This window comes from Erythrobacter colymbi (assembly GCF_002155685.1).
GTDB classification, from domain to species: Bacteria; Pseudomonadota; Alphaproteobacteria; order Sphingomonadales; family Sphingomonadaceae; genus Erythrobacter; species Erythrobacter colymbi.
Genome location: NZ_MUYK01000001.1, coordinates 386863 through 409034, shown reverse-complemented (window position 1 = coordinate 409034; position 22172 = coordinate 386863). Strand labels below are relative to the sequence as shown.

Here is a 22172-nt window from a genome sequence, read left to right as displayed (position 1 = left end):
AGCCTGTAGCAGTGTCCCGAAGAAGGACAGCGGGTGCGTGTGGCACCGGCCCTGTCCGGGGGACGACGACGATGAATACCATTTCCTACGGTCTGCTGATCGCCTTGGCAATTGCGCTGCTGGTGGCCGCTTTCACCGATATCCGGAGCCGGCAGATCGCCAACTGGCTGAACTTCGGCATTGCGCTGGCCGCACCCGCTTTCTGGTGGTCGACCGGCCTGTCGCCGTGGCCCGATGTGGCCCTGCAGGTCGGAGTCGCGGTCGTGACTTTCTTCGTGTGCTCGGGCCTGTTCGCGATCCGCTGGATGGGCGGGGGCGACGTGAAGCTGCTGACCGCGCTGGCGCTGTGGCTGCCGTTCTACACCTTCATGCAGCTGCTGCTGATCATGGCGGTGGTCGGGGGCTTCCTCACGATCCTGCTGGTGTTCTGGCACATCGCCCGCCGCCAGCGCGACCGGATCGCGGTGCCCTATGGCGTGGCGATCGCGATCGGGGGACTGTGGGTGCTGGCGATCAACTATCTGCCGGCCGGCACGATGGCCTCTTTCAGCGCATAACCCGATTTTAACCAGTCAAGCCTTACGCACTGCAACCATACCTGCCCGCTAACCAAACCCAGGGCGATTACGAGGGGGCTACTTGAGCCATGGATAGGAAGAAACTGGTTCTGCTGCTCGGTGCACTGATCATCGCGATCGGCACGGCTTTTGCCGCACGCAGCCTGTTCGCCGGAGGCAATGCCCCCGCCGCCGAAGCCGCCGTGCCGACCGGCCCGCGCGTGCTGGTCGCCAAGCGGGCACTCACTGCCGGCACCATCATCACCGCCGATGCGCTGGGCTTCCAGCCCTGGCCCAAGGAGCTGGTGCAGGACGCCTACTTCATCGACGGCGAAGCCGACATGAACAAGCTGCTCGGCACCGTCGTGCGCTATCCGATCACCGCAGGTGAGCCGGTCACGCAGGGCTCGCTGGTGAGCCCGGGCGACCGCGGCTTCCTCGCGGCGGCTCTCGGGCCGGGCATGCGCGCCGTCACGGTGCCGGTTTCGGCCACCACCGGGGTTGCGGGCTTCATCTTCGCCGGCGACCGCGTCGATCTGGTGCTGACCCAGCAGATCGAAGGCGCCGACCAGTCCGCTCCGCTGCGCACCGCCGAAACCGTGCTGCGCAACCTGCGGGTGCTGGCGACCGACCAGACCACCGAGAAGACCACCGACGAGAACGGCAAGACTGTCGTCGCGGAATTCCGCACCGTTACGCTCGAGGTGACGCCCAAGATCGCCGAGAAGATCGCGGTCGCCCAGACGATCGGCACGATCAGCCTGGCGCTGCGCTCGATCGCCGACAGCCAGTCGGAACTGGAGAAGGCCGTGGCCGCAGGCGACGTCCAGATCCCCGAAGGCGCGACGCCCGAGCAGGAAGAAAAGATGCTGAAGGCGGCGATGGCCCGTCCGATGGACAAGGGCACGACCTTCGTGACCGGTGGCGATGTGTCGCGCTTCCAGCGCTCCACCGTGCCGCCCAAGACTGCCCCGCAGCAGTACTCGGCTCCGGCGGCTCCGGTCGTGGCGCCTTCGAACGGCGGCGGCAACGCGGCTCCGGTCTATCGCGGCCCGAGCGTGCGCGTCACCCGCGGCAAGGAAACCACCGAGACCCCCGTCGCCCGATCCGGCGCTGGCAAGTCGAACTGACGGGAGCGCACTGATGTCGATCAAACCCGAGGGGGGTCAACCCATGACACGCAAGTTGAAGCTCAAGCTGCTGGCCGCCGCGATGATCGCGGTCCCGATGGCAGCGATGCCGGCGGGCACGGCCATCGCCCAGCAGGTCGTCAAGCCTTCGCAGGAAATCGTCCTGTCGATCGGCAAGGGCGAACTGGTGACGGTGCCCGGCACGATGGCCGATGTCTTCGTCGCCAATGAAGATGTTGCCGACGTCCAGGTGAAGTCGCAGCGCCAGCTCTACGTGTTCGGCAAGGCTGGCGGCGAGACCACGGTCTACGCCAGCAACGAACGCGGCGACGTGATCTTCTCGGCCAACATCCGCGTCGGCTCGAACATCGGCAGCATCGACCAGATGCTCGCCATGGCGATGCCCGATGCCAAGGTGAACGTGTCGACGATGGGCACCAACACCGTGCTGCTGACCGGCACCGTGGGCGCCCCCGAGGATGCTGCCGAGGCCGAGCGTCTCGTCACCGCCTTCCTCGGCAAGGAAGCCAACGTCATCAGCCGCCTGCGCACCGCGACCCCGCTGCAGGTCAACCTGCAGGTCAAGATCGCCGAAGTGAACCGCAGCCTGCTGCGCAACATCGGCGGCAACCTGCAGACCTTCGACGGTTCGAGCGGCTTCCGCTTCGGTGTCGGCACCGGCCGCAACATCGTGCCCCAGGACGGCGGCCCCTCGGGTCCGCTGGGCGTGGGCAACAGCGTCGGCCAGACCGCTTTCACCCTGCCCGACGGTACGGAGATCCCGGGCTACGGCCTCGACTCCGCCGGCAAGACCTCGATCGCGGGCCTCGGCAAGCTGTTCGGTGTCGACGTGCTCGGCGCGCTCGACCTGTCGGAACGCCTTGGCCTCGTGACCACCATCACCGAACCCAACCTCACCGCGCTGTCGGGCGAGACCGCCACTTTCCTCGCGGGCGGCGAATTCCCGATCCCGGTGTCGCAGGGCCTCGGCCAGGTGTCGATCCAGTTCCGCCAGTTCGGTGTCAGCCTCGCCTACACCCCGACCGTGCTCTCGAACGGCCGCATCTCGATGCGCGTGCGTCCGGAAGTCTCGGAGCTTTCGACCAACGGCGCGATCACGCTGAACAACTTCCAGGTTCCCGCGATCACCACCCGCCGCACCGAAACCACCGTGGAGCTGGGCTCGGGCCAGAGCTTCATGATCGCGGGCCTGCTCAGCGCCAACGCGCAGAACCTGCTCGACAAGGCGCCGGGCGTGGGTGACGTGCCGATCCTCGGCAACCTGTTCCGCAGCCGCGAATTCCGCCGCGGCGAGACCGAGCTGGTGATCATCGTCACCCCCTATCTGGTGAAGCCGGTCGATGCGAAGGACATCAAGCTGCCGACCGACGGCTACCGCTCGGCCAACGAGTTCCAGCAGCTGCTCGGCTACAAGGAAAACGCCGGCGTCTCGGGCGAACAGCGCCCCGGCCCGACGGCCGCCCAGCCTGACGCGCCCGCGCCGAAGGTGAGCACCGCCGATCCGGCCGCGATCCTGCCCGGCAACACCGGCGAGGAACCCCGCCGCGCCGAGAAGAAAGCCCGCCGTCCCGAACGCGCCGCGAAGGCCGATGCCGCCGCAGCCGCTCCGGGCTTCAGCCTCTAATCCAGGAAAGGTGCCTCAGATGCCGAATGCACGACACACCCGGCCGGCCCGCGTGCCTGCCCTCGTCTCCAAGGCCGCGATCGCGCTGGCGCTGGGCCTCGGCCTTGCCGGCTGCGGCGGGATGCCGACCAACCCCTCGCTCTACAGCGTCAAGCAGCCGGTCGTGGAACGCACCAACATGGTGCTCGACGTGACCACCAGCAGCGCCGGCCTGCCGATCTCGGAACAGCAGCGCCTCAACGGCTGGTTCGAGACGATGGACCTGCGCTACGGTGATCGCATCGCGATCGAGAACCCGGGCCAGAACCCGGCCGTGACCAACGCGATCCGCGATCTGGCGGGCCGTTATGGCCTGATGCTGAGCGATACCGCACCCGTCACCCCGGGCTACCTCCAGCCGGGCCAGGCGCGCGTGGTCATCACCCGCTCCAGCGCCAGCGTGCCGGGCTGCCCCGACTGGTCGGCCAAGAGCGACATGAACTACACCAACGGCCTGCACCCGGGCCACGGCTGCGCGGTGAACAGCAACCTCGCCGCGATGGTGGCCGATCCGCAGGATCTGCTCGAAGGCAAGAAGGGCTCGGGCGAGACCGTGATCGCGACCTCGAGCAAGGCGATCTCGACCTATCGTGAAATGGAACCGACCGGCAAATCCGGCCTGAAGGACCCCGGCACGGCCGGCTCCGGCGGCGGCGGCGGTGGAGGAGGTAACTAAGCCATGAATGCTCCCTGGAAATCGGGCCTGCCCGGCAATCGCGATCCCTTCTCGGCCTATATTTGCGACGACAACGCACTCGATGTGCTGCGTCCGGTGGTGATCGAGCTCGGCTGGCAGCCGGAGAAGTGCAACAAGGGCGGCCTGCGCAACGCGGTGCAATCGCTCTCGGTCAGCGCCTCGCCGGCGATCCTCGTGGTCGACCTGTCGGAAAGCGGCGACCCGCTGAACGACATCAACGCGCTCGCCGAAGTGTGCGAGCCGGGCACGGTGGTGATCGCCATCGGCCAGGTCAACGACGTGCGCCTCTACCGCGACCTGCTCTCGAGCGGGATCCACGACTACCTGCTCAAGCCCTTGTCGCCGCAGCAGGTGCATGATGCGCTCAACCAGGCGCTCGCCGTGTTCATGTCGCCCAAGGCGGGCGATTCCGATGCGGTCAAGCGTCACATCTCGACCGCGGTGGTGGGCACCCGCGGCGGCGTGGGGGCCTCGACGCTCGCCACCTCGCTCGCGTGGCTGTTCAGCGAACAGCACAAGTCGCCGACCGCGCTGCTCGACCTCGACGTCCACTTCGGCACGGGCGCGCTCGCGCTCGATCTGGAGCCGGGCCGCGGTCTGACCGACGCGATCGAAAACCCGAGCCGCATCGACCCGCTGTTTATCGAGCGCGCGATGGTGCGGGCCGGTGACAACCTGTCGATCCTCTCGGCGGAAGCCCCGATCAACCAGCCGCTGATGACCGATGGCGCCGCCTTCGTGCAGCTGGAGGACGAGTTCCGCCAGGCGTTCGAGATGACGGTGATCGATCTGCCGCGCAACATGCTCATCAACTTCCCGCAGCTTCTGGCTGACGTGAACCTGGTGGTGCTGACCTGCGAGCTCACCCTCGCCTCGGCGCGCGACACGATCCGGATCCTCTCGTGGCTCAAGTCCAACGCGAGCCACGCGCATCCGATGATCGTCGCCAACAAGGTCCAGCCGAGCCTGTCGGAGATCAGCAGGGCCGACTTCGAGGCCTCGATCGAGCGCAAGGTCGACTTCGTGATCCCCTACGACGTCAAGGCGGCCACCAACGCGGCCAAGCTTGGCCAGGTGTTCGTCGATGCCAACCGCTCGAGCAAGGCGACCGCGGCGATCCGCCAGATCGCCGAGCGCGTGATGGGCGTGAGCTCGGACGAGACGGCCAGCTTCGGGGCCGAAAAGAAGTCGCTGCTCGGCAACTTCGACATCAAGTCGCTGCTGCCCAAGAAGACCAAGGGCGAGCCCGCAGCGGCAGAATAAGCATCAGCCAGCGGGCGGGCGAGCACCGGCTCCCCTGCCCGCCGGTCCCACGGCAATGCGGCAGCGATAGGCTGCGCGGCAAGGAACTAAGGCAGGACACGACGGCATGGACTTCTTCCAAACCCTGCTCATCACCCTGGTGATCTTCGCTGTGCTGGTCGCGGGCTATGCCGTGGTCGCAGGCTCGGGCGCTGCCAAGGCGACCAAGCGCCGCATCCAGGCGCTGCGTTACCGGCACTCGGAAAGCCTCGATGCCAAGGTCGACGCGCAGTTCAAGCGCGCGATCGCGGCGCGCAAGCCCAAGAACTACAAGGTCGCCGGCTCCGGATCGCGGACCGAAGCGCTGGCCGTGCGGCTCAACCGCACCGGCAAGGGCTGGACCGTTTCGCAGTATATCTACGCCTCGCTCGGCCTGACGCTGGCGGTGGCGGTGGTGGTCTTCACCATGAGCCGCGCGCCGATCCTGTCGCTGGGCGTGGGCCTGTTCGTGGGCGCGGGCCTGCCGCACTTCGTGGTCAACTGGCTGATCAACAAGCGCACCAACGCCTTCGTCTCGAAGTTCCCCGACGGGATCGAGCTGCTCGTGCGCGGTCTGCGTTCGGGTCTGCCGGTGACCGAGACGCTCCAGATCGTCTCGACCGAAGTGCCCGGTCCGGTCGGCTACGAGTTCAAGACCGTGATCGACCGCATCAAGGTCGGCAAGACCATGGAGGACGCGCTCCAGGACACCGCCGACAAGCTCGGCATCGCGGAGTTCAACTTCTTCACGATCACCCTGGCGATCCAGCGCGAGACGGGGGGCAACCTTGCCGAAACCCTCTCGAACCTCGCCGACGTGCTGCGCAAGCGCGCCCAGATGAAGCTCAAGATCCGCGCCATGAGCTCGGAATCCAAGGCCTCGGCCTACATCGTCGGCTCGCTGCCGTTCCTGGTCTTCGGCGCGATCATGTACATCAACCCCAAGTACATGGGCACCTTCTTCACCGACGACCGCCTGATCGTGGCCGGCCTTGGTGCGGGCGTGTGGATGGGCATCGGCGTGTTCATCATGGCCAAGATGGTCAACTTCGAAATCTGACGGCGGGGGAGCGAGGACCATGATCAACCAACCCGCCGGACCAGTACTGCTCGGCTTCGACGTCATCGTCGTCGGCACGGTGCTCGTCGGCATGGCCGCCTTCGCGATGATGCTGGCGATCTATGCCGCGGTCACGATCCGCGACCCGATGGCCAAGCGCGTCAAGGCGCTCGAAGCGCGGCGCGAACAGCTCAAGGCCGGTATCGTCACCGCCGCCTCGAAGAAGCGCACCAGCCTCGTGCGGCGCACCGACACGACCGACAAGGTCAAGTCGAGCCTCGACAAGCTGAACGTCCTCCAGGACAGCCAGATCAAGACCATCCAGCAGAAGCTGGCGCATGCGGGCTACCGCAACAAGGAACTCGCGGTTCTCATCATCGGTCTGCGCGCCATCGCGCCGATCGTGGTCGGCGGGATCATGGGCCTGCTGATCTACGTGGTCGAATTCTGGCCCGACTGGGGCCCGATGACCCGCCTGTTCGCCTTCGCGATGAGCGTTTTCCTGTCCTACAAGGGCCCGGAAATCTTCCTCAAGAACAAGGCGACCAAGCGCACCAAGGAAATCCAGAAGGGCCTGCCCGATGCGCTCGACCTGCTGGTGATCTGCGCCGAGGCCGGTCTCACCGTCGACGCCGCCTTCAACCGCGTCGCCAAGGAACTGGGCCGCGCCTATCCGGAACTGGGCGACGAATTCGCCCTCACCGCGATCGAGCTCAGCTTCCTCAACGAACGGCGCATGGCGTTCAACAACCTTGCCTACCGCGTCAATCTCGAAGCGGTGAAGGGCGTGGTGACGACCATGATCCAGACCGAACGCTACGGTACACCGCTCGCTTCGGCGCTGCGCGTGCTCTCGGCCGAATTCCGCAACGAGCGCATGATGCGCGCCGAGGAAAAGGCCGCGCGTCTGCCCGCGATCATGACCGTGCCGCTTATCGTCTTCATTCTTCCCACGCTGTTCGTCGTTATTCTCGGCCCCGCAGCGTGCTCGATCTCGGACAACCTCATCAAGTAGTCGCCAAATGCTGCTGATGTGGCCGAGCGGGGCCGGAGTTGGGGGGCAACCCCCGGCTCCGGCCCTTGCCTATTGGGGCAGACCTTAGCGGTTCTCCGACAGGCGCATCGCCCGCGCGCGCAGGCGGGCCAGCAGGCGGCGCAGCGCGTCTTCCTCGCCCGGTGCGAGTTCGGCGAGCAGATCGGCCTCGGTCGCCCGGGCCAGCGGCATGACCTCGGCGTGGATCGCCCGGCCCTCCCCCGTCAGCGCCAGCAGGTGCGAGCGGCCATCGCCCGGATTGGGCACCCGCGCGATCAGCCCGCGCTCCTCCAGCACCTTGACCGCGCGGTTGACCGCGACCTTGTCCATCACGGTCGCCGCGGTCAGCGCGCGCTGGGTCATCGCCCCACCGGCGCCTGAACCTTCCGGGCCCCCGTCGCCCAGCACCGCCATCACCCGCCATTCGGGGATCTTGAGGCCGAAGCGCTTGCGATAGCGCTCGGCGATCAGCGCGCTCACCGCGTTGGACGCGACCGAGAGCTGGTAGGGCAAGAACCCCGCCAGCTCGCCAGACAGCGCGCTGTCCTCGTCACTCATAGGGGCGTTCGTCCCACCACGGGTAGAAATCGGGCATGTCGGCGCTGACCTTGCCGGGATACATGGGCTTGCGCTTTTCGAGGAAGCTCGCGATCCCCTCCTTGGCATCGGCGCCGCGGCTGAGGCGGTAGATCGCGCGGCTGTCGATCTTGTGCGCCTCCATCGGGTGGTCGCTGCTTGCCAGACGCCACATCATCGCGCGCGTCATCGCCACCGAGATCGCCGAGGTGTTGTCGGCAATCTCGCGCGCCAGACCTTGCGCCGCGTGGAGCAGATTCTCGGGCGCATGGACCGAGCGCACGAGGCCGCCGGCCCTGGCTTCCTCGGCATCGAAGATGCGCCCCGTATAGCACCATTCGAGCGCCTGGCTGATGCCGACGATGCGCGGCAGAAACCAGCTCGAGGCGGCTTCGGGCACGATCCCGCGCCGCGCGAAGACGAAGCCGTAGCGCGCGGTGCTGCTGGCAAGGCGAATGTCCATCGCGAGCTGCATCGTCGCGCCCACGCCTACCGCCACGCCGTTGCAGGCCGAAATCAGCGGCTTCTTCGATTCGAACAGGCGCAGCGTCAGCAGGCCTCCACCATCGCGCACGCGCGGATCGGACAGCGAATCGACGCTGTCCCCGCTCGAGAACACCTGCCCGCCGCCTTCGGGCGTCAGGTCCGCGCCGGCGCAGAAGGCTTTCTCGCCGCTGCCGGTGAAGATCACCGCGCGGATCGCGTCGTCGGCGTCGATATCGTCCATCGCCGCCATGATCTCCTCACCCATCGTGCGGGTATAGGCGTTCATTTTCTCGGGACGGTTCAAGGTGATGGTGGCGATGCCGTCAGCCTTGGTGACGATGATCTGGGTGGTCTTGCTCATGGCGGATCCCTCTCCTGCTTTGTCCGGGTGATGCCATGCCTGCGGCAAAAGGGAACCCCCGCAAAAGCGATGGGCTGTGCCGATCAGGGACGGGCACCGAAAGGAAGTGACTGAAGTTACATCCAAACCTATCTTTGGTTAGTATTTTCGGTTGTCAGCCGATGGATTCGTGCCAAATTCGCCCCCGAACGAGACGGGGCATGGGGGTGCCCGGAAGGAATGTCGACGAGAGTGCCACAGACCCGGCTGCGCGATCCGGCCTATTTCGTCTTGCACCTGCAAGCCGCGGCCGCGATCCGCGAGGTCGGCCAGCTGGGCTGGTACGATTCCCACTTCCTGCGCCGGGTCGAAGTCGCGCGGCGCTATCTCGCCAAGGTGCGTCCCGAGAGGCTTCCCGATTTCGTGGCGGGGCTGGCCTCGCTCGGCGCGGCGCCGGGCTGGCGCGAGATACTGGTCGATGATGTCTTCGATGATGCGACCCGAGAGGAGATCATCGCCATATCCCGCGCCGCCCGGCCCGATGCGCACGCCCAGCAGGCGCGCGAGAACGCCGATTTCGGGCGCGATGTCATGTGGCGCATCCCGCGCTTCGTGGAATTGCAGGAAGAACTCCGCCCGCGGGTCGAGGCGCTGACCGGCCAGCGTCTGGTATCGAGCTACAACTTTCTCAGTCGCTACGGGGCGAGCGGCAAGTGCGACCTGCACATGGACGATCCGCGGGCGATGTACACCTTCGACTACTGCATCGAGCAGGATGCGGTGTGGCCGATCCACGTCAGCCGTCCGGTCGACTGGGCGGGGGGCGAAATGCCCGCGAGCTTCGATCCCGAGACGGTGATCGCCGATGCCGCGCTCGATTTCGCCGAACACCTGATGCAGCCCGGGCAGGCGCTGCTGTTCCAGGGCTCGTCGCAATGGCACTACCGCCGCCCGAAGGTTGCGGGCGGGTTCTGCCATCTGCTCTTCTTCCACTACTACCCCGCCGATGCCGAGGACCTTGTCCTGCCGCATCGCTGGGGGGCGCATTTCGGCATCCCGGAACTGGAGCCGCTGTGCGACCTTTTCACCCATCCGGGCGAGGACGCGCTGGCCTGACAGCAAAAGACCCTCGCCGCCGGGTGGCGGGAGGGCCCTTTGCTTGTCAGGTGGGGCCAGACCGGGGTCAGACCCCGTCTCGACCCCCTCCAGACCCCTGTCAGCGCCGTCCAGCCCCCTGTTTCACGTGAAACAAGGGGCCGGTTTTCGCTTAGCGCGGAGCCATGCGAATTGCGCCGTCGAGGCGCACGTCCTCGCCGTTGAAGTAGCCGGTCTCGATCATGGTCATGGCGAGCTTGGCATACTCGGTCGGGATGCCGAGACGCTTGGGGAACGGCACCGAAGCGGCCAGCGCATCGCGCACGTTCTGCGGCGCGGCGGCGAGCAGCGGGGTGTCGAAGATGCCCGGCAGAATGGTGTTGACGCGGATGCCCTCGTTCATCAGGTCGCGCGCGATGGGGAGGGTCATGCCGATGACGCCCGCCTTCGAGGCCGAGTAGGCCGCTTGGCCGATCTGGCCGTCCTCGCCCGCGACCGACGCGGTGTTGACGATCGCCCCGCGCTCGCCGAATTCGTCGATCGGATCAAGGGTCAGCATGCCCGCAGCCGACTTGGCGATGCAGCGGAAGGTGCCGATCAGGTTGACCTGGATCACGAAGTCGAAGGCCGAGATCGGGAAGTGCTTGACCGATCCGTCTTCCTTGGAGCGGCTGGCGGTCTTGATCGCGTTGCCGATGCCTGCGCAGTTGACGAGGATGCGCTCCTGCCCGTGGGCCGCGCGGGCCTTGGCGAAACCGGCGTCGACGTCTTCGTCCTTGGTCACGTTGACCAGGCAGAACACCCCGCCGATTTCCGCGGCGAGGGCCTCGCCCTTTTCGGCGTTCATGTCGAAGATCGCGACCTTGGCGCCCTTGGCGGCCAGCGCGCGGGCGGTCGCCGCGCCGAGGCCCGAGGCACCGCCGGTCACGACGGCGGGGGTGTTGGCTGAAACTTCCATTGGGATTTTCCTCTCGAATTATAGGGGATTAGAGCGCCTCGATGATGGTGACGTTGGCGACGCCGCCGCCTTCGCACATCGTCTGGAGGCCGTATTTCTTGCCGCGCGCGCGCAGGGCATGGACGAGGGTCGCCATCAGCTTGGTGCCGCTCGCGCCGAGCGGGTGGCCGAGCGCGATCGCGCCGCCGTTGACGTTGAGCTTCGACGGGTCGGCGCCGGTGTGCTTGAGCCAGGCGAGCGGCACCGAGGCGAAGGCCTCGTTCACCTCGAACAGGTCGATGTCGTCGATGGAGAGCCCCGCGCGCTGGAGCGCCTTGTCGGTGGCGAACAGCGGCTCTTCGAGCATGATGACCGGATCACCCGCGGTGACGGTGAGGTTGTGGATGCGCGCCAGCGGCGTCAGGCCATGCGCCTTCAACGCGGCCTCGGACACAACCAGCACCGCCGAAGACCCGTCGCAGATCTGGCTCGAGGAAGCCGCAGTGATCGCACCGTCGGGCGAGAGCAGCTTGACGCCCGAGATGCCTTCCAGCGTCGCATCGAAGCGGATGCCTTCGTCGACCGTGTGGAGCTGGGTGCCTTCCGGCGTCTCGATCTCGACGCCGACGATCTCGCGCTGGAAGGCGCCGGCTTTGGTCGCGGCAATCGCCTTCTCGTGGCTCGAGAGTGCAAAGCGGTCGAGATCGTCCTTCGTGAAGCCGTGCTTCTTGACGATCATCTCGGCGCCCATGAACTGGCTGAAGTTGATGCCGGGAAACTTCTCCTCGATCCCGGCGGCCTTGCTGAGCAGGCCTTCCTTGGCGTGGAGCGTGACGTTCGAGCCCATCGGCACGCGGGTCATGCTCTCGACCCCGCTGGCGATGACGACATCCTGGGTGCCGCTCATCACCGCTTGCGCGGCGAACTGGATCGCCTGCTGGCTGGAGCCGCACTGGCGGTCGATGGTGACAGCCGGGGTCGACTGCGGGAGCAGCTTCGAGGCGAGAACGCCCATGCGGCCCACCTGGAGCGCCTGTTCGCCCGCCTGGCTGACGCAGCCGGTCACCACGTCGTCGATCGCCTTGGGATCGATGCCGCTGCGCTCGACGATGGCATCGAGCGACTTTGCCAGCAGGTCGACGGGATGAACACCGGCCAGACGTCCGCCGCGGCGGCCACCGGCGGTGCGGACAGCTTCTACGATATATGCAGTGGTCATAAACCTCTCCTCCTCAAGCGCCCTTGCGGGCCCGCGCGCCGGGCAAATCAGTTTCGCTTCGCCACTCGCTTGCTGCCTCGCCTATTCAAGCGCCGAGGCCAAATCAAGCGGTCAAAATGATTGGCGGCTCGTCGCGCGTGCCGCACGTTTCACCTGCCAAGTGTTGCAGATATAATACATGGCTTCTGCAAAGCGTTGCAGGTTCGCTTCATCCCCTTCCCACCGCCTATGCGCTTGACGCATCGGTGTAGTTCGGAGGGGGCTGCGCGTACGTTTTGTCGCGCACCCTTGACGTTTGAAGTGTCAATTGACCTGGTCAAACCTAGAGGAGGAAGACCACCATGAAGAAGCACACGCTTCTCAAGGCCGGTGCGGCGACCGCCGTCATCGCGCTGACGATCGGCGCCCCTGCCTTTGCGCAGGAAGCCGATGTTACCACGGATACCGCCGCAGATACCGCCGATTCCGGTCAGGCGATCGTCGTCACCGGTACGCGTCTGCGCTCGCCGAACCTTGAATCGGCCAGCCCCGTCACCGTCGTCACCGCCGAGGAATTCGCGCTGACCGGGACGACCCGCGTCGAAGACCTCATCAACTCGCTCCCGCAGGTGTTCGCCGCCCAGGGTGGCAGCATCTCGAACGGCGCCACCGGCACCGCGACCCTCAACCTGCGCGGCCTCGGCTCCGAGCGTACCCTGGTGCTGGTCAACGGCCGTCGCCTCGCGCCCGGCACGCCGAGCACCTCGGCTGCTGACATCAACATGATCCCGGCCGCTCTGATCGAGCGCGTTGACGTGCTGACCGGCGGTGCTTCGTCGGTGTACGGCGCCGACGCGGTCGCGGGCGTTGTCAACTTCGTCCTCGACACCGACTTCGAAGGCTTCAAGATCAACGCCAACTACGGCGTCTACAACCACCAGAACCGCGCCAACGCCTCGATCCGCGGCGCCAACGACGCGCGCGGCTTCGGCTACCCGACCGGTCTGGTCACCGACGGCGGCACCTTCGACGGCACCATCGCCTTCGGCAGCAGCTTCGACGACGGCCGCGGCCACGTCACGGCCTATGTCGGCTACCGCAAGATCGATCCCGTACTGCAGGCCCGTCGCGACTACTCGTCGTGCTCGCTCTCGGCCAACACCGCAGCCACGGTTTCGGGCGGCGGTCGTCTGTACAACTGCGGCGGCTCGGCCACCTCGGCCACCGGCACCGTGTTCTACAACGAAGGCTTCGGTGAAGACTTCACCTCGACCCTCGCGCAGTTCGGCCCGAACCGCACGCTGCTGGGCGGCACCACGCCGTTCAACTTCGGCCCGCTGAACTACTTCCAGCGCCCGGACGAGCGTTACACCGCCGGCCTTTTCGCGGACTACGAGATCTCGAGCGCGATCAAGCCCTACATGGAGTTCATGTTCATGGACGACCGCACGGTCGCCCAGATCGCTCCGTCGGGTAACTTCGGCAACACCCTGTCGATCAACTGCGACAACCCGCTGCTGGGTGCCGGTCAGCGCGCTGCCCTGTGCAACAGCGCCAACCTGCTCGTCAGCCCGCTGCCGGGCAACGCCTTCATCGTGACCGGCAACGTCGCCGCCGAAAACGCCGCCCGTCAGGCGCGTGGCCTCGGCGAACCGCTGCTGCCGACCACGCCGTTCAACTTCATCGACCCGCTGACCGGCACCACCTACAACCGCGGCTTCGCGCAGATCCTGCGTCGTAACGTGGAAGGCGGCCCGCGTCAGGACGATCTCCAGCACGTCAGCTATCGCGCCGTCATCGGTTCGAAGGGCGAGCTGTCGTCGGCATGGTCGTATGACATGTCGTACCAGTACGGCCGCAACAACTACGCCCAGACCTACCTCAACGACTTCTCGGTCTCGCGCCTCAACCGCGCTCTCGACGTCGTGACCGGTCCGGGCGGAACCCCGGTCTGCCGTTCGACGCTCGACGGTTCAGATCCGAACTGCGTGCCGTGGGACATCTTCTCGCCGGGCACCGTCGCCCCGAGCGCGGCTGCGACCGCCTATCTCTCGACCCCGGGCTTCTCGCGCGGGATCGTGCAGGAACAGGTCGCCAACGCGTTCCTGACCGGCTCGCTGGGTGAGTACGGCCTGAAGATCCCCTGGGCCGACCAGGGCGTCGACATCGTGCTCGGTGTGGAATACCGCAAGGAAAGCCTCGAGTTCAATTCGGACACCGCCTTCAGCACCGGCGACCTCGCTGGTCAGGGCGCTGCCACCCTGCCGGTCAAGGGCAGCTTCAACGTGAAGGAATTCTTCACCGAAGTTCGCGTGCCGATCGCGCAGGACAGCTGGGTCTATGACTTCACGCTGACCGGCGGCTACCGCTATTCGGACTACAACACCGGCACTTCGACCGACACGTTCAAGATCGAAGGTGAATTCGCGCCGATCCGTGACTTCCGCATCCGCGGCGGTTTCAACCGTGCGGTGCGTGCACCGACGGTGCAGGATCTGTTCGCGCCGAACCTCGTCGCGCTTGACGGTTCGTCCGATCCCTGCGCGGGCTTCGTGATCACCGCTGCGAACACCGGCTGTCTGGCCCAGGGCCTGACCGTCGGCCAGTTCGTCGCGCCGAACCCGGCCGACCAGTACAACGGCTTCGTCGGCGGCAACGTCAACCTGGTGCCGGAAGTGGCCGATACCTACACCGCCGGTGTGGTGCTGACCCCGGGCTTCCTGCCCGGCTTCACCGCCAGCGTCGACTACTTCAACATCGACATCAGCAAGGCGATCGGCGGCATCGGTTCGGACACGATCCTTTCGGCCTGTACCGCTACGGCTGACCCGTTCTTCTGCGGCCTCATCAATCGTGACCCGACCGGTTCGCTCTGGCGTTCGGCTCAGGGCTTCACGACCAACGTGACCCAGAACATCGGTGGCTTCTCGACCTCGGGTGTCGACGCCCAGGTCAACTACAACACCGAAATCGGCGACCTCGGCACGCTCACCTTCAACTTCATCGGGACCTACCTCGATGAACTGGTGACCGACACGGGCGTGGTCATTCCGGGCACCGACCAGACCTTCGACTGCGTCGGTCTGTACGGCAACGTCTGCGGCACCCCGAACCCCGAATGGCGCCACCAGGCCCGTCTCGGGTTCAACTTCCGCAACGGCATCGGCGCTTCGGTGCGCTGGCGCTACTTCGACAGCGTCACGCTGGACGCACTCAGCACCAACACCAACCTGCGCAACACCGGTGCTACCGGTCCGGCGCCGGGCGGTGTGGCCCGTCCGGGTGCTGCCGGCTTCGATGCGGTCAACTACTTCGACCTGACCTTCACGTTCGACGCAGGTGACAACTTCAACTTTGTCATCGGCGCCAACAACGTGTTCGACAAGTCGCCGCCGACCACCGGCTCGCAGGCCTGCCCGGCCGGCGCGTGCAACGGCAACGTCTATGCGCAGGTGTATGACTCGCTGGGTCGCTACCTGTTCGCGGGCGTGACGCTTGATTTCTAAGCGTCGCCAAAGCTAGACAAGGGATGGCGGGCCGAAAGGTCCGCCATTTCCTTTTGTGCGGGACACACACAGAGCGTGAACCACGAGGAAGCCCTCGCCCGGGCGGCACGCCTGCCGATGGCCGATCCCGCCGCGGCGCTGCGCGAAGGGATCGCGCTGCTGGGTGCCGACTATCCCGAACTCCTCCTTCCCCCCGCGCGCCGCCTTGCCGCAGCGCACCCCGCCAGCGCACAGGCACAGCAACTGCTCGGCCTTGCCGCGAGAGCCGCGGGCGAGAGTCTCACCGCCCTCGAAGCCTTTACCGCCGCCGCCCGCTCAGCGCCGCGCGATCCGCTGATCGCCCATTCCCACGCGCGCACCGCGCTGGAGGCGGGCCAGCCTTCCGCCCACCTCTTCGCCGCCGCCGCCGCGCTCGCTCCGCAGGATGGCGGCGTGATCCTCGGCCATGCTGCCGCTCTGTTCCACGAAGGCCGCCCGGGCGAGCCGATCGCCCAGCTCGAACGCCTGCTCGCCGCCAATCCGCTCTGGATCGAGGGACACCGCAGCCTTGCCGCGCTAAGCGGCCAGATGGGTGCAGACCCGCTTGCGAGCATCTCCGCCGCCCTCGCCCGCAACCCGCAGGCCGAAGCGCTGCACCATCTCGCCATTTCGGTCGCGCTGCAGGCCCGCGACCTCCCCCGCGCGCAGGCCGCCGTCGATGCCGCCCGCACCGCCCTCGGCCCGCGCCAGTGGCTGAGCGCGATGGCCGGGCACGTCGCCTCCGAAGCGGGCGCGCCGGACGAGGCCGACCGCCACTTCGCCGCCGCCGGCCCGCCCGGCGATGCCAATGCCGCATGGATGCACGCGCGCCACCTGATCCGCGCCGCGCGGCCCGAGGCTGCCGCCGCCCTGCTCGAACCGCGCATCGGCGAGCCCGGAGCGCTCGCCCTGTGGCCCTATTTGTCGCTCGCATGGCGGATGCTCGGCGATCCGCGCGCCGACTGGCTCGAGGGGGACGCGCGGCTGGTGGGCGTCTACGACATCGGCCTTTCCCCCGGCGAGCTCGCCGCGCTGGCCGATCACCTGCGCTCGCTCCACCTCGCCAAGGCTGCCCCGCTCGACCAGTCGGTGCGCGGCGGCACCCAGACCGACGGCAACCTGCTGCTGCGCACCGAACCGGCAATCCGCGATCTCAAGGCCCGGCTGCTCGCCATCGTCGAGCGCCACGTGGCGCAGCTCCCCCCGCCCCAGCCAGGGCACCCTACCCTCATCGCCAACCGCGCCCCCCTGCGCATCGCCGGCTCGTGGTCGGTGCGACTGACCGATACCGGCTTCCACACCGATCACGTCCACCCGCAGGGCTGGTTCAGTTCGGCGCTCTATCTCGCCCTCCCCGAAACGCTCGGCAGCGGCGGCGAAGGCGAGGATCACGCCGGCTGGCTCAGCCTCGGCGAGACGCGCGATCTGGTGCCGGGGCTCGCGCCGCGCCGGCTGGTCGAGCCGAAACCCGGCCGCCTCGTGCTGTTCCCTTCGACCATGTGGCATGGTACGCGCCCCTTCGCTGCGGGCGAGCGGCTGACCATCGCCTTCGACATTGCCCGCCCCCGACAGGATTGACCCATGCAACAGGCCGCCGCCCTTCCCCCTGCCCTCGCCGAGGCGATCCGCCTGCGCCGCGAGGGCGATGCTGCCGCTGCGCTGGCACTGGCCGAGGCGCACGCCGCGCCGAGCGAGGCAGGCGCTCCGTTCCTCGCCATTGCCGGCCTTGCCGCGCTCGAACTGGGCGACGGGCCGCGCGCGCTCGCTCATCTGGAACCGCTCGCCCGCCTGCGTCCGGACGATCTCGAGGTGCGCGGGGACTATGCCAAGGCGCTGCTCGCCGTGGGACGCGAGGACGAGGCGCTGCGGCTGGCGGCAGGCGCGCAGCTGCCCGAGCTTGCCCGCATCGAGGCATGGATCCGCCAGCAACGCGGCGAGCACAATGCAGCGATCGCCGCCTATGCCCGCGTCCTCACCGCCGAGCCGGGCGATGCGGCCAGCTGGAACAACCTCGGCAACATCCACGCCGCCGAGGGCCGGATCGACGACGCGATCACCGCCTTCGAACACGCCATCACCTACCGCCCGGATGAGCCGGGAATGTATCTCAACCTTGCCGACGTGCTGCGCCGCGCCGACCTCGGCGGCCCGCGCCTGAAGGTGGCGCGCGACGTCGCCGAAATCGCACCCGACAACCGGCTGGTGCAGACCGAGCTCGGCATGGCGCTGGCGCATAACGAGCTGCTCGACGAAGCGATCGCGGTGCTCGAGGCGGCGGTGGCGAAGTGGCCCGAATTCGGCGAGTCCCACCTCGAACTCGGGCGACTTTACGAGGCGACAAACCGCACCGAGGCACTGGCCGCGCTGCTCGCGGGGCTCGATCCTGCGACATCCCCGCCCGAAGTCGCCTTCCTCCACGCATGGCTCGCACAGCGCGAGGGCCGCTTCGAGGATGCCGGGCGCCATGCCGAGGCGATCCCGCCGACGATCCATCCGATGCGGCGCGAGGCGCTGATCGGCAATATCGCCGAAAGGCTCGGCGATGCGACCCGCGCCTTCGCGGCGTTCTCGGCCATGAACTCCGCCGCCATCGCCGAGGCTCCGCCGCGCAAGGGCCCGACCTATCGCGAAGGGCTGGAAGCCGACCTCGCCCGCTGGACCCCCGAATGGGCCGCGCGCTGGTCTGCCCCGCTTGGCCCCGATCCGGCGCGCCGCGATCCGGTGTTCCTCGTGGGCTTCCCGCGCTCGGGCACCACGCTGCTCGACACGATGCTGATGGGCCTGCCCGATCTGTGCGTCCTCGAAGAGCGCCCGATGATCGCCGAGGTCGCGGGGATGCTGGGCGGGCACGATCTCGCCGCGCTCACCCCGCAGCAGGCCGGACAGCTGCGCGAGGCCTATTTCGCCAGTGCGCAGCGCCATGGGTGGGACGGTCAGCGCTGGCTGGTCGACAAGCACCCGCTCAACATGGCGCGCGTGCCGCTGATCCACCGGATGTTCCCGCAGGCGCGCTTCATCCTGGCCGAGCGGCATCCGGCGGATGTGGTGCTGAGCTGCTTCATGGCGAACTTCACGCTCAATCACGCGATGCGCAGCTTCACCGATCTGGAGGAGGCCGCGCGCACCTATGACGCGGTGTTCCGCGCGTGGCACAAGGCGGGCGAGCTGTTCCCGGTCGCCGCCCACGCGGTGCGCTACGAAAGGCTGGTCGAGGACGCCGAGGCCGAGTTGCAGCCGCTCGTTGCATGGCTCGGGCTCGGCTGGAACGACCGCTTGCTCGCCCACGAGGAGACCGCCCGCACCCGCAGCCGCGTGCGCACCGCAAGCTACGCGCAGATCGGCGAGAAGCTCTACACCCGCGCGCGCGGGCGCTGGCATCGCTATGCCGATGCGCTGGCGCCGGTCATGCCGATCCTCACGCCCTGGGCCGAGCGGATGAGATACGACGCCTGACACGTGTGCAGGGGTTTGCAACGCGGCCCTCGCCCGCGTAATTGACGGAGCGGAAGACAGGGCTGCGGCCCTGCGTGAGGGGAGATGACCAAGATGACCCGTATCCGTGCCGCCCTTGCCGCACCGCTGGTGCTGACCGCGCTTGCCGCCACCGCCGCCCCGCTCTCCGCCGAGGACGCGAAGGGCGAGAGCGCCTATGTCGCCGCGCTGCGCGCCTGTCAGGGCAAGATCAACGATGCCGAACGCCTCGCCTGCTACGACACCGCGGTCGCCGCGATGGTCTCGGCCAGCTCCGAGGGCGAGGTGCGCGTGGTCGACCGCGCCGAAGTGCGCGACACGCGGCGCAAGCTTTTCGGCTTTTCCCTCCCCGATCTCGGCATCTTCGGCCGCAAGGGCGACAAGCCCGATGCCGAGGAAGAGGAAGAGTTCACCACGCTCCAGACCACCGTCGCCAGCGTGCGCTATGTCAGCGGCAAGCTGGTCATCACCACCGCCGAAGGGGCCGACTGGCAGCTCGACGAAATGCCCGCGCGGCTGATGAAGCCCAAAGTCGGCCAGTCCCTCGAAATCAAGAGCGGCGCGCTCAGCAGCTATTTCCTCCGCATCGACGGCCAGAAGGGCGTCAAGGGGCGGCGGGTGAAGTGACCCGGTGAAGACGCTGTTCGAACTCAACCCGGCGCTCGATGTCGCCGCCCACGCCGCGCGCTTCGCGGCAACGGGCCGCGTGCAGCTGCGCGACGTGCTGACGCCGGAGAGCGCCGCCGAGCTCCAGATGGTGCTCGCCCGCGGCACCGACTGGGGCATGGCGGTGGGCGCGGGTGCGGCCAGACCTGAGAGCTTCAGCGGCGCGAAAACCCGCACGCCGCAGGGCCAGCAGGGGCTCCAGCAGGCCTCGCGCAATGCCGAACAGCATTCCGCACGCGGCGAATACGGTTTCCGCTTTGCCCACTATCCGATGCTCGAGGCGATGCGCGAAGGCTGGGACCCGGGCGGCGCGCACGAGGTGCTGCTCGAACACCTCAACACCCCCGAGTTCCTCGATATGGTGCGCGCGGTAACGGGGCTGGAACTGCTCAAGGCCGACGGACAGGCGACCTTGTTTGCTCCCGGCCACTATCTCGGCCGCCACAATGACAGCCATGTCGCGGAAGGCTGGGAGGTCGCCTACGTCCTCAACCTCGCGCGCGACGACTGGCATCCGGACTGGGGCGGCTACCTCCTGTTTCTCGACGAGGAGGGCGACGTCGTCGAAGGCTTCCGCCCGCGCTTCAACGCGCTCAACCTGTTCCGCGTGCCGCAACCACACCTCGTCAGCTATGTCCCGCCCTTCGCGCCGATCGGGCGGATGGCGGTGACCGGGTGGCTGCGCAGCCGATGAGCCCGGCGGGGCGGTGGCAATGAGCGCGCAGTTGATCGCCCAGCAGGCGAGCGCGCTCGCGGCGCAAGGGCGCGATGGCGAGGCGGCGGCGCTCTACGAGAGGGGCCTTGCGGACTATCCGCAGGACGCGCGGCTCGCCAACAGCGCGGGGAATTTCCACTTCAAGGCCGGCCGGATCGAGCAGGCGCTTGCACTGTTCGAGACGGCACTGGCGCTTGATGCGGGACTGGTCGAGGCCGGGGTCAACGCCGCGATCGCGCTCGGGCGGCTCGGGCAGCCGGCACGCGCGGCGGCGCTGCTGGCTCCGCTCGAATGCGCGGCGCAGGGCAATCCGGGCTACTGGCGGGTGCGGGCCGACAGCGAGCGGCAGGCGGGCCGCTATGGCGACGCGGCGGCCAGCATGGCGCGCGCGGTGGCGCTCGATCCGTCGGGGCCGCGCACCGCCCGAAGCCGTGCAAGGCTCGCGCTCGAACGCTGCGATCCGCAGGCGGTGGCGCTGGCCGAGACTGCCCTCACCCTCAACCCCGGCGACCCCGCTCTGCTGTTCGACTATGCGCAGGCGCTTGCGCTAGAGGGCCGGATGGGCGAGGCGCTGGAGTGCACGACCACGCTCGTCACCCACGTGCCCGGCTGGACTGACGGCCTGAAGCTCCATGCCGAGCTGCGCTGGGCGGCGGGTGAGCGCGAGCGTTTTGCCGACCATTTCGAAACCGTGGCGGCGATGCAGGGCGCCGGCCCTCCCGTGTGGCTGGCATGGAGCGAGACGCTCGAAGGGGTCGACCGGCACGGCGAAAGCGCCGCCACGCTCGCGCGGGCGCGGACTGTGTGGCCGGAGGATGCGAACCTTGCGCTGGCGCAAGCCGTTGCGCTTGGCGAGGCGGGCGCCGCGCACGAGGCGCAGGCCGTGCTGGAGCAATTCGCCGCGCTTTCCTCGCCGGACTGGGCAACGGCGCGCGGGCGGAACTGGCTGCGGCTCGGGGAGCCGGCACGTGCCGAGGCGGAGCTGGCAAAGGTGCGTGTCGATCGCCCCGGCGATGTCGCCGCCTGGGCGCTCAGCGATCTCGGCTGGCGCATGACGGGCGACGCGCGGCATGGGTGGCTGCATGGTCAGGACGGGCTGGTGCGGCAGATCGCCCTGCCCCTGACCACCACCGAGCGCGAGACGATCACCGCCCTGCTGCTCGACATTCACCGCCATTCCGCCATGCCGATCGGGCAGTCGGTCAAGCACGGCAGCCAGACCAGAGGCGCACTCTTCGCGCGGGCCGAGCCGGAGCTGGCGCGGCTGGAAGCGGCGCTCCACGAAGCGATGGCAGAGTATCGCGCCGGTCTGCCCGCCCGCGATGCCGGCCACCCGCTGCTGGCTCGGCGGGACGATCCCTGGACGATCTGCGGCAGCTGGTCGATCCTGCTCGATGGCGAAGGGCACCACGCCGCGCACATCCACCCGCGCGGGCTGCTGTCCTCGGCAAGTTACTGGCTGGTGCCCGAGGAGGTCGAAGCCCCCGGCGGTCCGGGGTGGCTCGAACTGGGCAGTCCCCCGGCGGGGCTCGCGCCAGGTCTCGGCGCGCTCCACTCCGTGCGGCCCGAGGCTGGCACGCTCGTCCTTTTTCCGAGCACGCTCTACCACGGCACCCGCCCGATCACGCGCGGGCGGCGCATGACCGTCGCGTTCGACGTCGGCTCGGTGGCCTGACTTTCCCGACCGGCAAAGAAAAAGGGCGGCAGGTCCGAAAACCCGCC

At 67.9% G+C, this 22172-nt stretch carries 18 protein-coding genes; 14 read left to right on the top strand and 4 right to left on the bottom strand.

Going from position 1 to position 22172, the window contains the following annotated elements:
- The first annotated feature begins 71 nt into the window (after positions 1-71).
- The 7 genes from BZF57_RS01800 (at position 72) to BZF57_RS01770 (ending at position 7424) form a co-directional block, all read left to right on the top strand.
- The gene (locus tag BZF57_RS01800) at positions 72-557 is read left to right on the top strand and encodes an A24 family peptidase (protein WP_086733989.1); all 486 of its coding nucleotides are present in this window, start codon (positions 72-74) and stop codon (positions 555-557) included.
- Positions 558-646: 89 nt separating this feature from the next.
- Entirely contained in the window at positions 647-1687 is a 1041-nt protein-coding gene (gene cpaB, locus BZF57_RS01795; RefSeq protein ID WP_086733987.1) for a Flp pilus assembly protein CpaB, read from the top strand.
- 43 nt (positions 1688-1730) lie between these two features.
- Entirely contained in the window at positions 1731-3332 is a 1602-nt protein-coding gene (locus BZF57_RS01790) for a type II and III secretion system protein family protein (RefSeq protein WP_086733985.1), read from the top strand.
- Positions 3333-3351: 19 nt separating this feature from the next.
- Complete coding sequence (locus tag BZF57_RS01785) at positions 3352-4047, top strand: CpaD family pilus assembly protein (RefSeq protein ID WP_086733983.1); 696 nt, start codon at positions 3352-3354, stop codon at positions 4045-4047.
- Positions 4048-4050: 3 nt separating this feature from the next.
- Positions 4051-5331 (top strand): pilus assembly protein CpaE, encoded by a 1281-nt coding sequence (locus tag BZF57_RS01780; RefSeq protein WP_086733981.1) that lies wholly within the window; start codon positions 4051-4053, stop codon positions 5329-5331.
- Between the two features lie 106 nt (positions 5332-5437).
- Positions 5438-6409, top strand: a complete 972-nt coding sequence (locus BZF57_RS01775) for a type II secretion system F family protein (protein ID WP_086733979.1) — start codon at positions 5438-5440, stop codon at positions 6407-6409.
- Positions 6410-6428: 19 nt separating this feature from the next.
- Entirely contained in the window at positions 6429-7424 is a 996-nt protein-coding gene (locus BZF57_RS01770) for a type II secretion system F family protein (RefSeq protein ID WP_086733976.1), read from the top strand.
- A gap of 84 nt (positions 7425-7508) precedes the next feature.
- On the opposite strand, the gene BZF57_RS01765 is transcribed toward BZF57_RS01770, so the two are convergent.
- Both BZF57_RS01765 and BZF57_RS01760 read right to left on the bottom strand, forming a co-directional pair.
- Positions 7509-8000 carry a MarR family winged helix-turn-helix transcriptional regulator gene (locus tag BZF57_RS01765; protein ID WP_086733974.1) on the bottom strand — a complete coding sequence of 164 codons (492 nt, stop codon included), beginning with the start codon at positions 7998-8000 and terminating at the stop codon, positions 7509-7511.
- Positions 7993-8865: a crotonase/enoyl-CoA hydratase family protein gene (locus BZF57_RS01760; protein WP_086733972.1), complete on the bottom strand. Its 873-nt coding sequence runs from the start codon at positions 8863-8865 to the stop codon at positions 7993-7995. Before BZF57_RS01760 ends, BZF57_RS01765 begins: the two co-directional genes overlap by 8 nt.
- A gap of 231 nt (positions 8866-9096) precedes the next feature.
- On the opposite strand from BZF57_RS01760, the gene BZF57_RS01755 reads away from it, so the two are divergent.
- On the top strand, positions 9097-9960 hold the full coding sequence (locus BZF57_RS01755; protein ID WP_086733969.1) for a hypothetical protein: 864 nt from the start codon (positions 9097-9099) through the stop codon (positions 9958-9960).
- Between the two features lie 151 nt (positions 9961-10111).
- Here BZF57_RS01755 and BZF57_RS01750 read toward each other — a convergent pair whose 3' ends face one another.
- Positions 10112-10897: an SDR family NAD(P)-dependent oxidoreductase gene (locus BZF57_RS01750; protein ID WP_086733967.1), complete on the bottom strand. Its 786-nt coding sequence runs from the start codon at positions 10895-10897 to the stop codon at positions 10112-10114.
- Between the two features lie 28 nt (positions 10898-10925).
- Positions 10926-12095 carry an acetyl-CoA C-acetyltransferase gene (locus tag BZF57_RS01745; RefSeq protein ID WP_086733965.1) on the bottom strand — a complete coding sequence of 390 codons (1170 nt, stop codon included), beginning with the start codon at positions 12093-12095 and terminating at the stop codon, positions 10926-10928.
- A gap of 341 nt (positions 12096-12436) precedes the next feature.
- On the opposite strand from BZF57_RS01745, the gene BZF57_RS01740 reads away from it, so the two are divergent.
- The 6 genes from BZF57_RS01740 to BZF57_RS01715 all read left to right on the top strand — a co-directional run bounded on the left by BZF57_RS01740 (position 12437) and on the right by BZF57_RS01715 (position 22125).
- A complete protein-coding gene (locus BZF57_RS01740; RefSeq protein WP_086733963.1) occupies positions 12437-15580 on the top strand; it encodes a TonB-dependent receptor domain-containing protein in 3144 nt (1047 codons plus the stop codon).
- Positions 15581-15655: 75 nt separating this feature from the next.
- Positions 15656-17176, top strand: coding sequence for a putative 2OG-Fe(II) oxygenase (locus BZF57_RS01735; protein WP_086733961.1), 1521 nt, complete (start codon positions 15656-15658; stop codon positions 17174-17176).
- A 3-nt stretch (positions 17177-17179) separates the two neighbouring features.
- The gene (locus BZF57_RS01730) at positions 17180-19051 is read left to right on the top strand and encodes a tetratricopeptide repeat-containing sulfotransferase family protein (protein WP_086733957.1); all 1872 of its coding nucleotides are present in this window, start codon (positions 17180-17182) and stop codon (positions 19049-19051) included.
- A 93-nt stretch (positions 19052-19144) separates the two neighbouring features.
- Positions 19145-19696: a hypothetical protein gene (locus BZF57_RS01725; protein ID WP_143738300.1), complete on the top strand. Its 552-nt coding sequence runs from the start codon at positions 19145-19147 to the stop codon at positions 19694-19696.
- Between the two features lie 4 nt (positions 19697-19700).
- Entirely contained in the window at positions 19701-20429 is a 729-nt protein-coding gene (locus BZF57_RS01720) for a 2OG-Fe(II) oxygenase (RefSeq protein WP_086733951.1), read from the top strand.
- 19 nt (positions 20430-20448) lie between these two features.
- Positions 20449-22125 carry a tetratricopeptide repeat protein gene (locus BZF57_RS01715; RefSeq protein ID WP_086733949.1) on the top strand — a complete coding sequence of 559 codons (1677 nt, stop codon included), beginning with the start codon at positions 20449-20451 and terminating at the stop codon, positions 22123-22125.
- Positions 22126-22172: the final 47 nt, after the last annotated feature.

Coding starts and splice junctions, on each gene's coding strand:
- BZF57_RS01800 (WP_086733989.1), top strand. CDS start 72: ATGAATACCATTTCCTACGGTCTGCTGATCGCCTTGGCAATTGCGCTG.
- cpaB (WP_086733987.1), top strand. CDS start 647: ATGGATAGGAAGAAACTGGTTCTGCTGCTCGGTGCACTGATCATCGCG.
- BZF57_RS01790 (WP_086733985.1), top strand. CDS start 1,731: ATGACACGCAAGTTGAAGCTCAAGCTGCTGGCCGCCGCGATGATCGCG.
- BZF57_RS01785 (WP_086733983.1), top strand. CDS start 3,352: ATGCCGAATGCACGACACACCCGGCCGGCCCGCGTGCCTGCCCTCGTC.
- BZF57_RS01780 (WP_086733981.1), top strand. CDS start 4,051: ATGAATGCTCCCTGGAAATCGGGCCTGCCCGGCAATCGCGATCCCTTC.
- BZF57_RS01775 (WP_086733979.1), top strand. CDS start 5,438: ATGGACTTCTTCCAAACCCTGCTCATCACCCTGGTGATCTTCGCTGTG.
- BZF57_RS01770 (WP_086733976.1), top strand. CDS start 6,429: ATGATCAACCAACCCGCCGGACCAGTACTGCTCGGCTTCGACGTCATC.
- BZF57_RS01765 (WP_086733974.1), bottom strand. CDS start 8,000: ATGAGTGACGAGGACAGCGCGCTGTCTGGCGAGCTGGCGGGGTTCTTG.
- BZF57_RS01760 (WP_086733972.1), bottom strand. CDS start 8,865: ATGAGCAAGACCACCCAGATCATCGTCACCAAGGCTGACGGCATCGCC.
- BZF57_RS01750 (WP_086733967.1), bottom strand. CDS start 10,897: ATGGAAGTTTCAGCCAACACCCCCGCCGTCGTGACCGGCGGTGCCTCG.
- BZF57_RS01745 (WP_086733965.1), bottom strand. CDS start 12,095: ATGACCACTGCATATATCGTAGAAGCTGTCCGCACCGCCGGTGGCCGC.
- BZF57_RS01740 (WP_086733963.1), top strand. CDS start 12,437: ATGAAGAAGCACACGCTTCTCAAGGCCGGTGCGGCGACCGCCGTCATC.
- BZF57_RS01730 (WP_086733957.1), top strand. CDS start 17,180: ATGCAACAGGCCGCCGCCCTTCCCCCTGCCCTCGCCGAGGCGATCCGC.
- BZF57_RS01725 (WP_143738300.1), top strand. CDS start 19,145: ATGACCCGTATCCGTGCCGCCCTTGCCGCACCGCTGGTGCTGACCGCG.
- BZF57_RS01715 (WP_086733949.1), top strand. CDS start 20,449: ATGAGCGCGCAGTTGATCGCCCAGCAGGCGAGCGCGCTCGCGGCGCAA.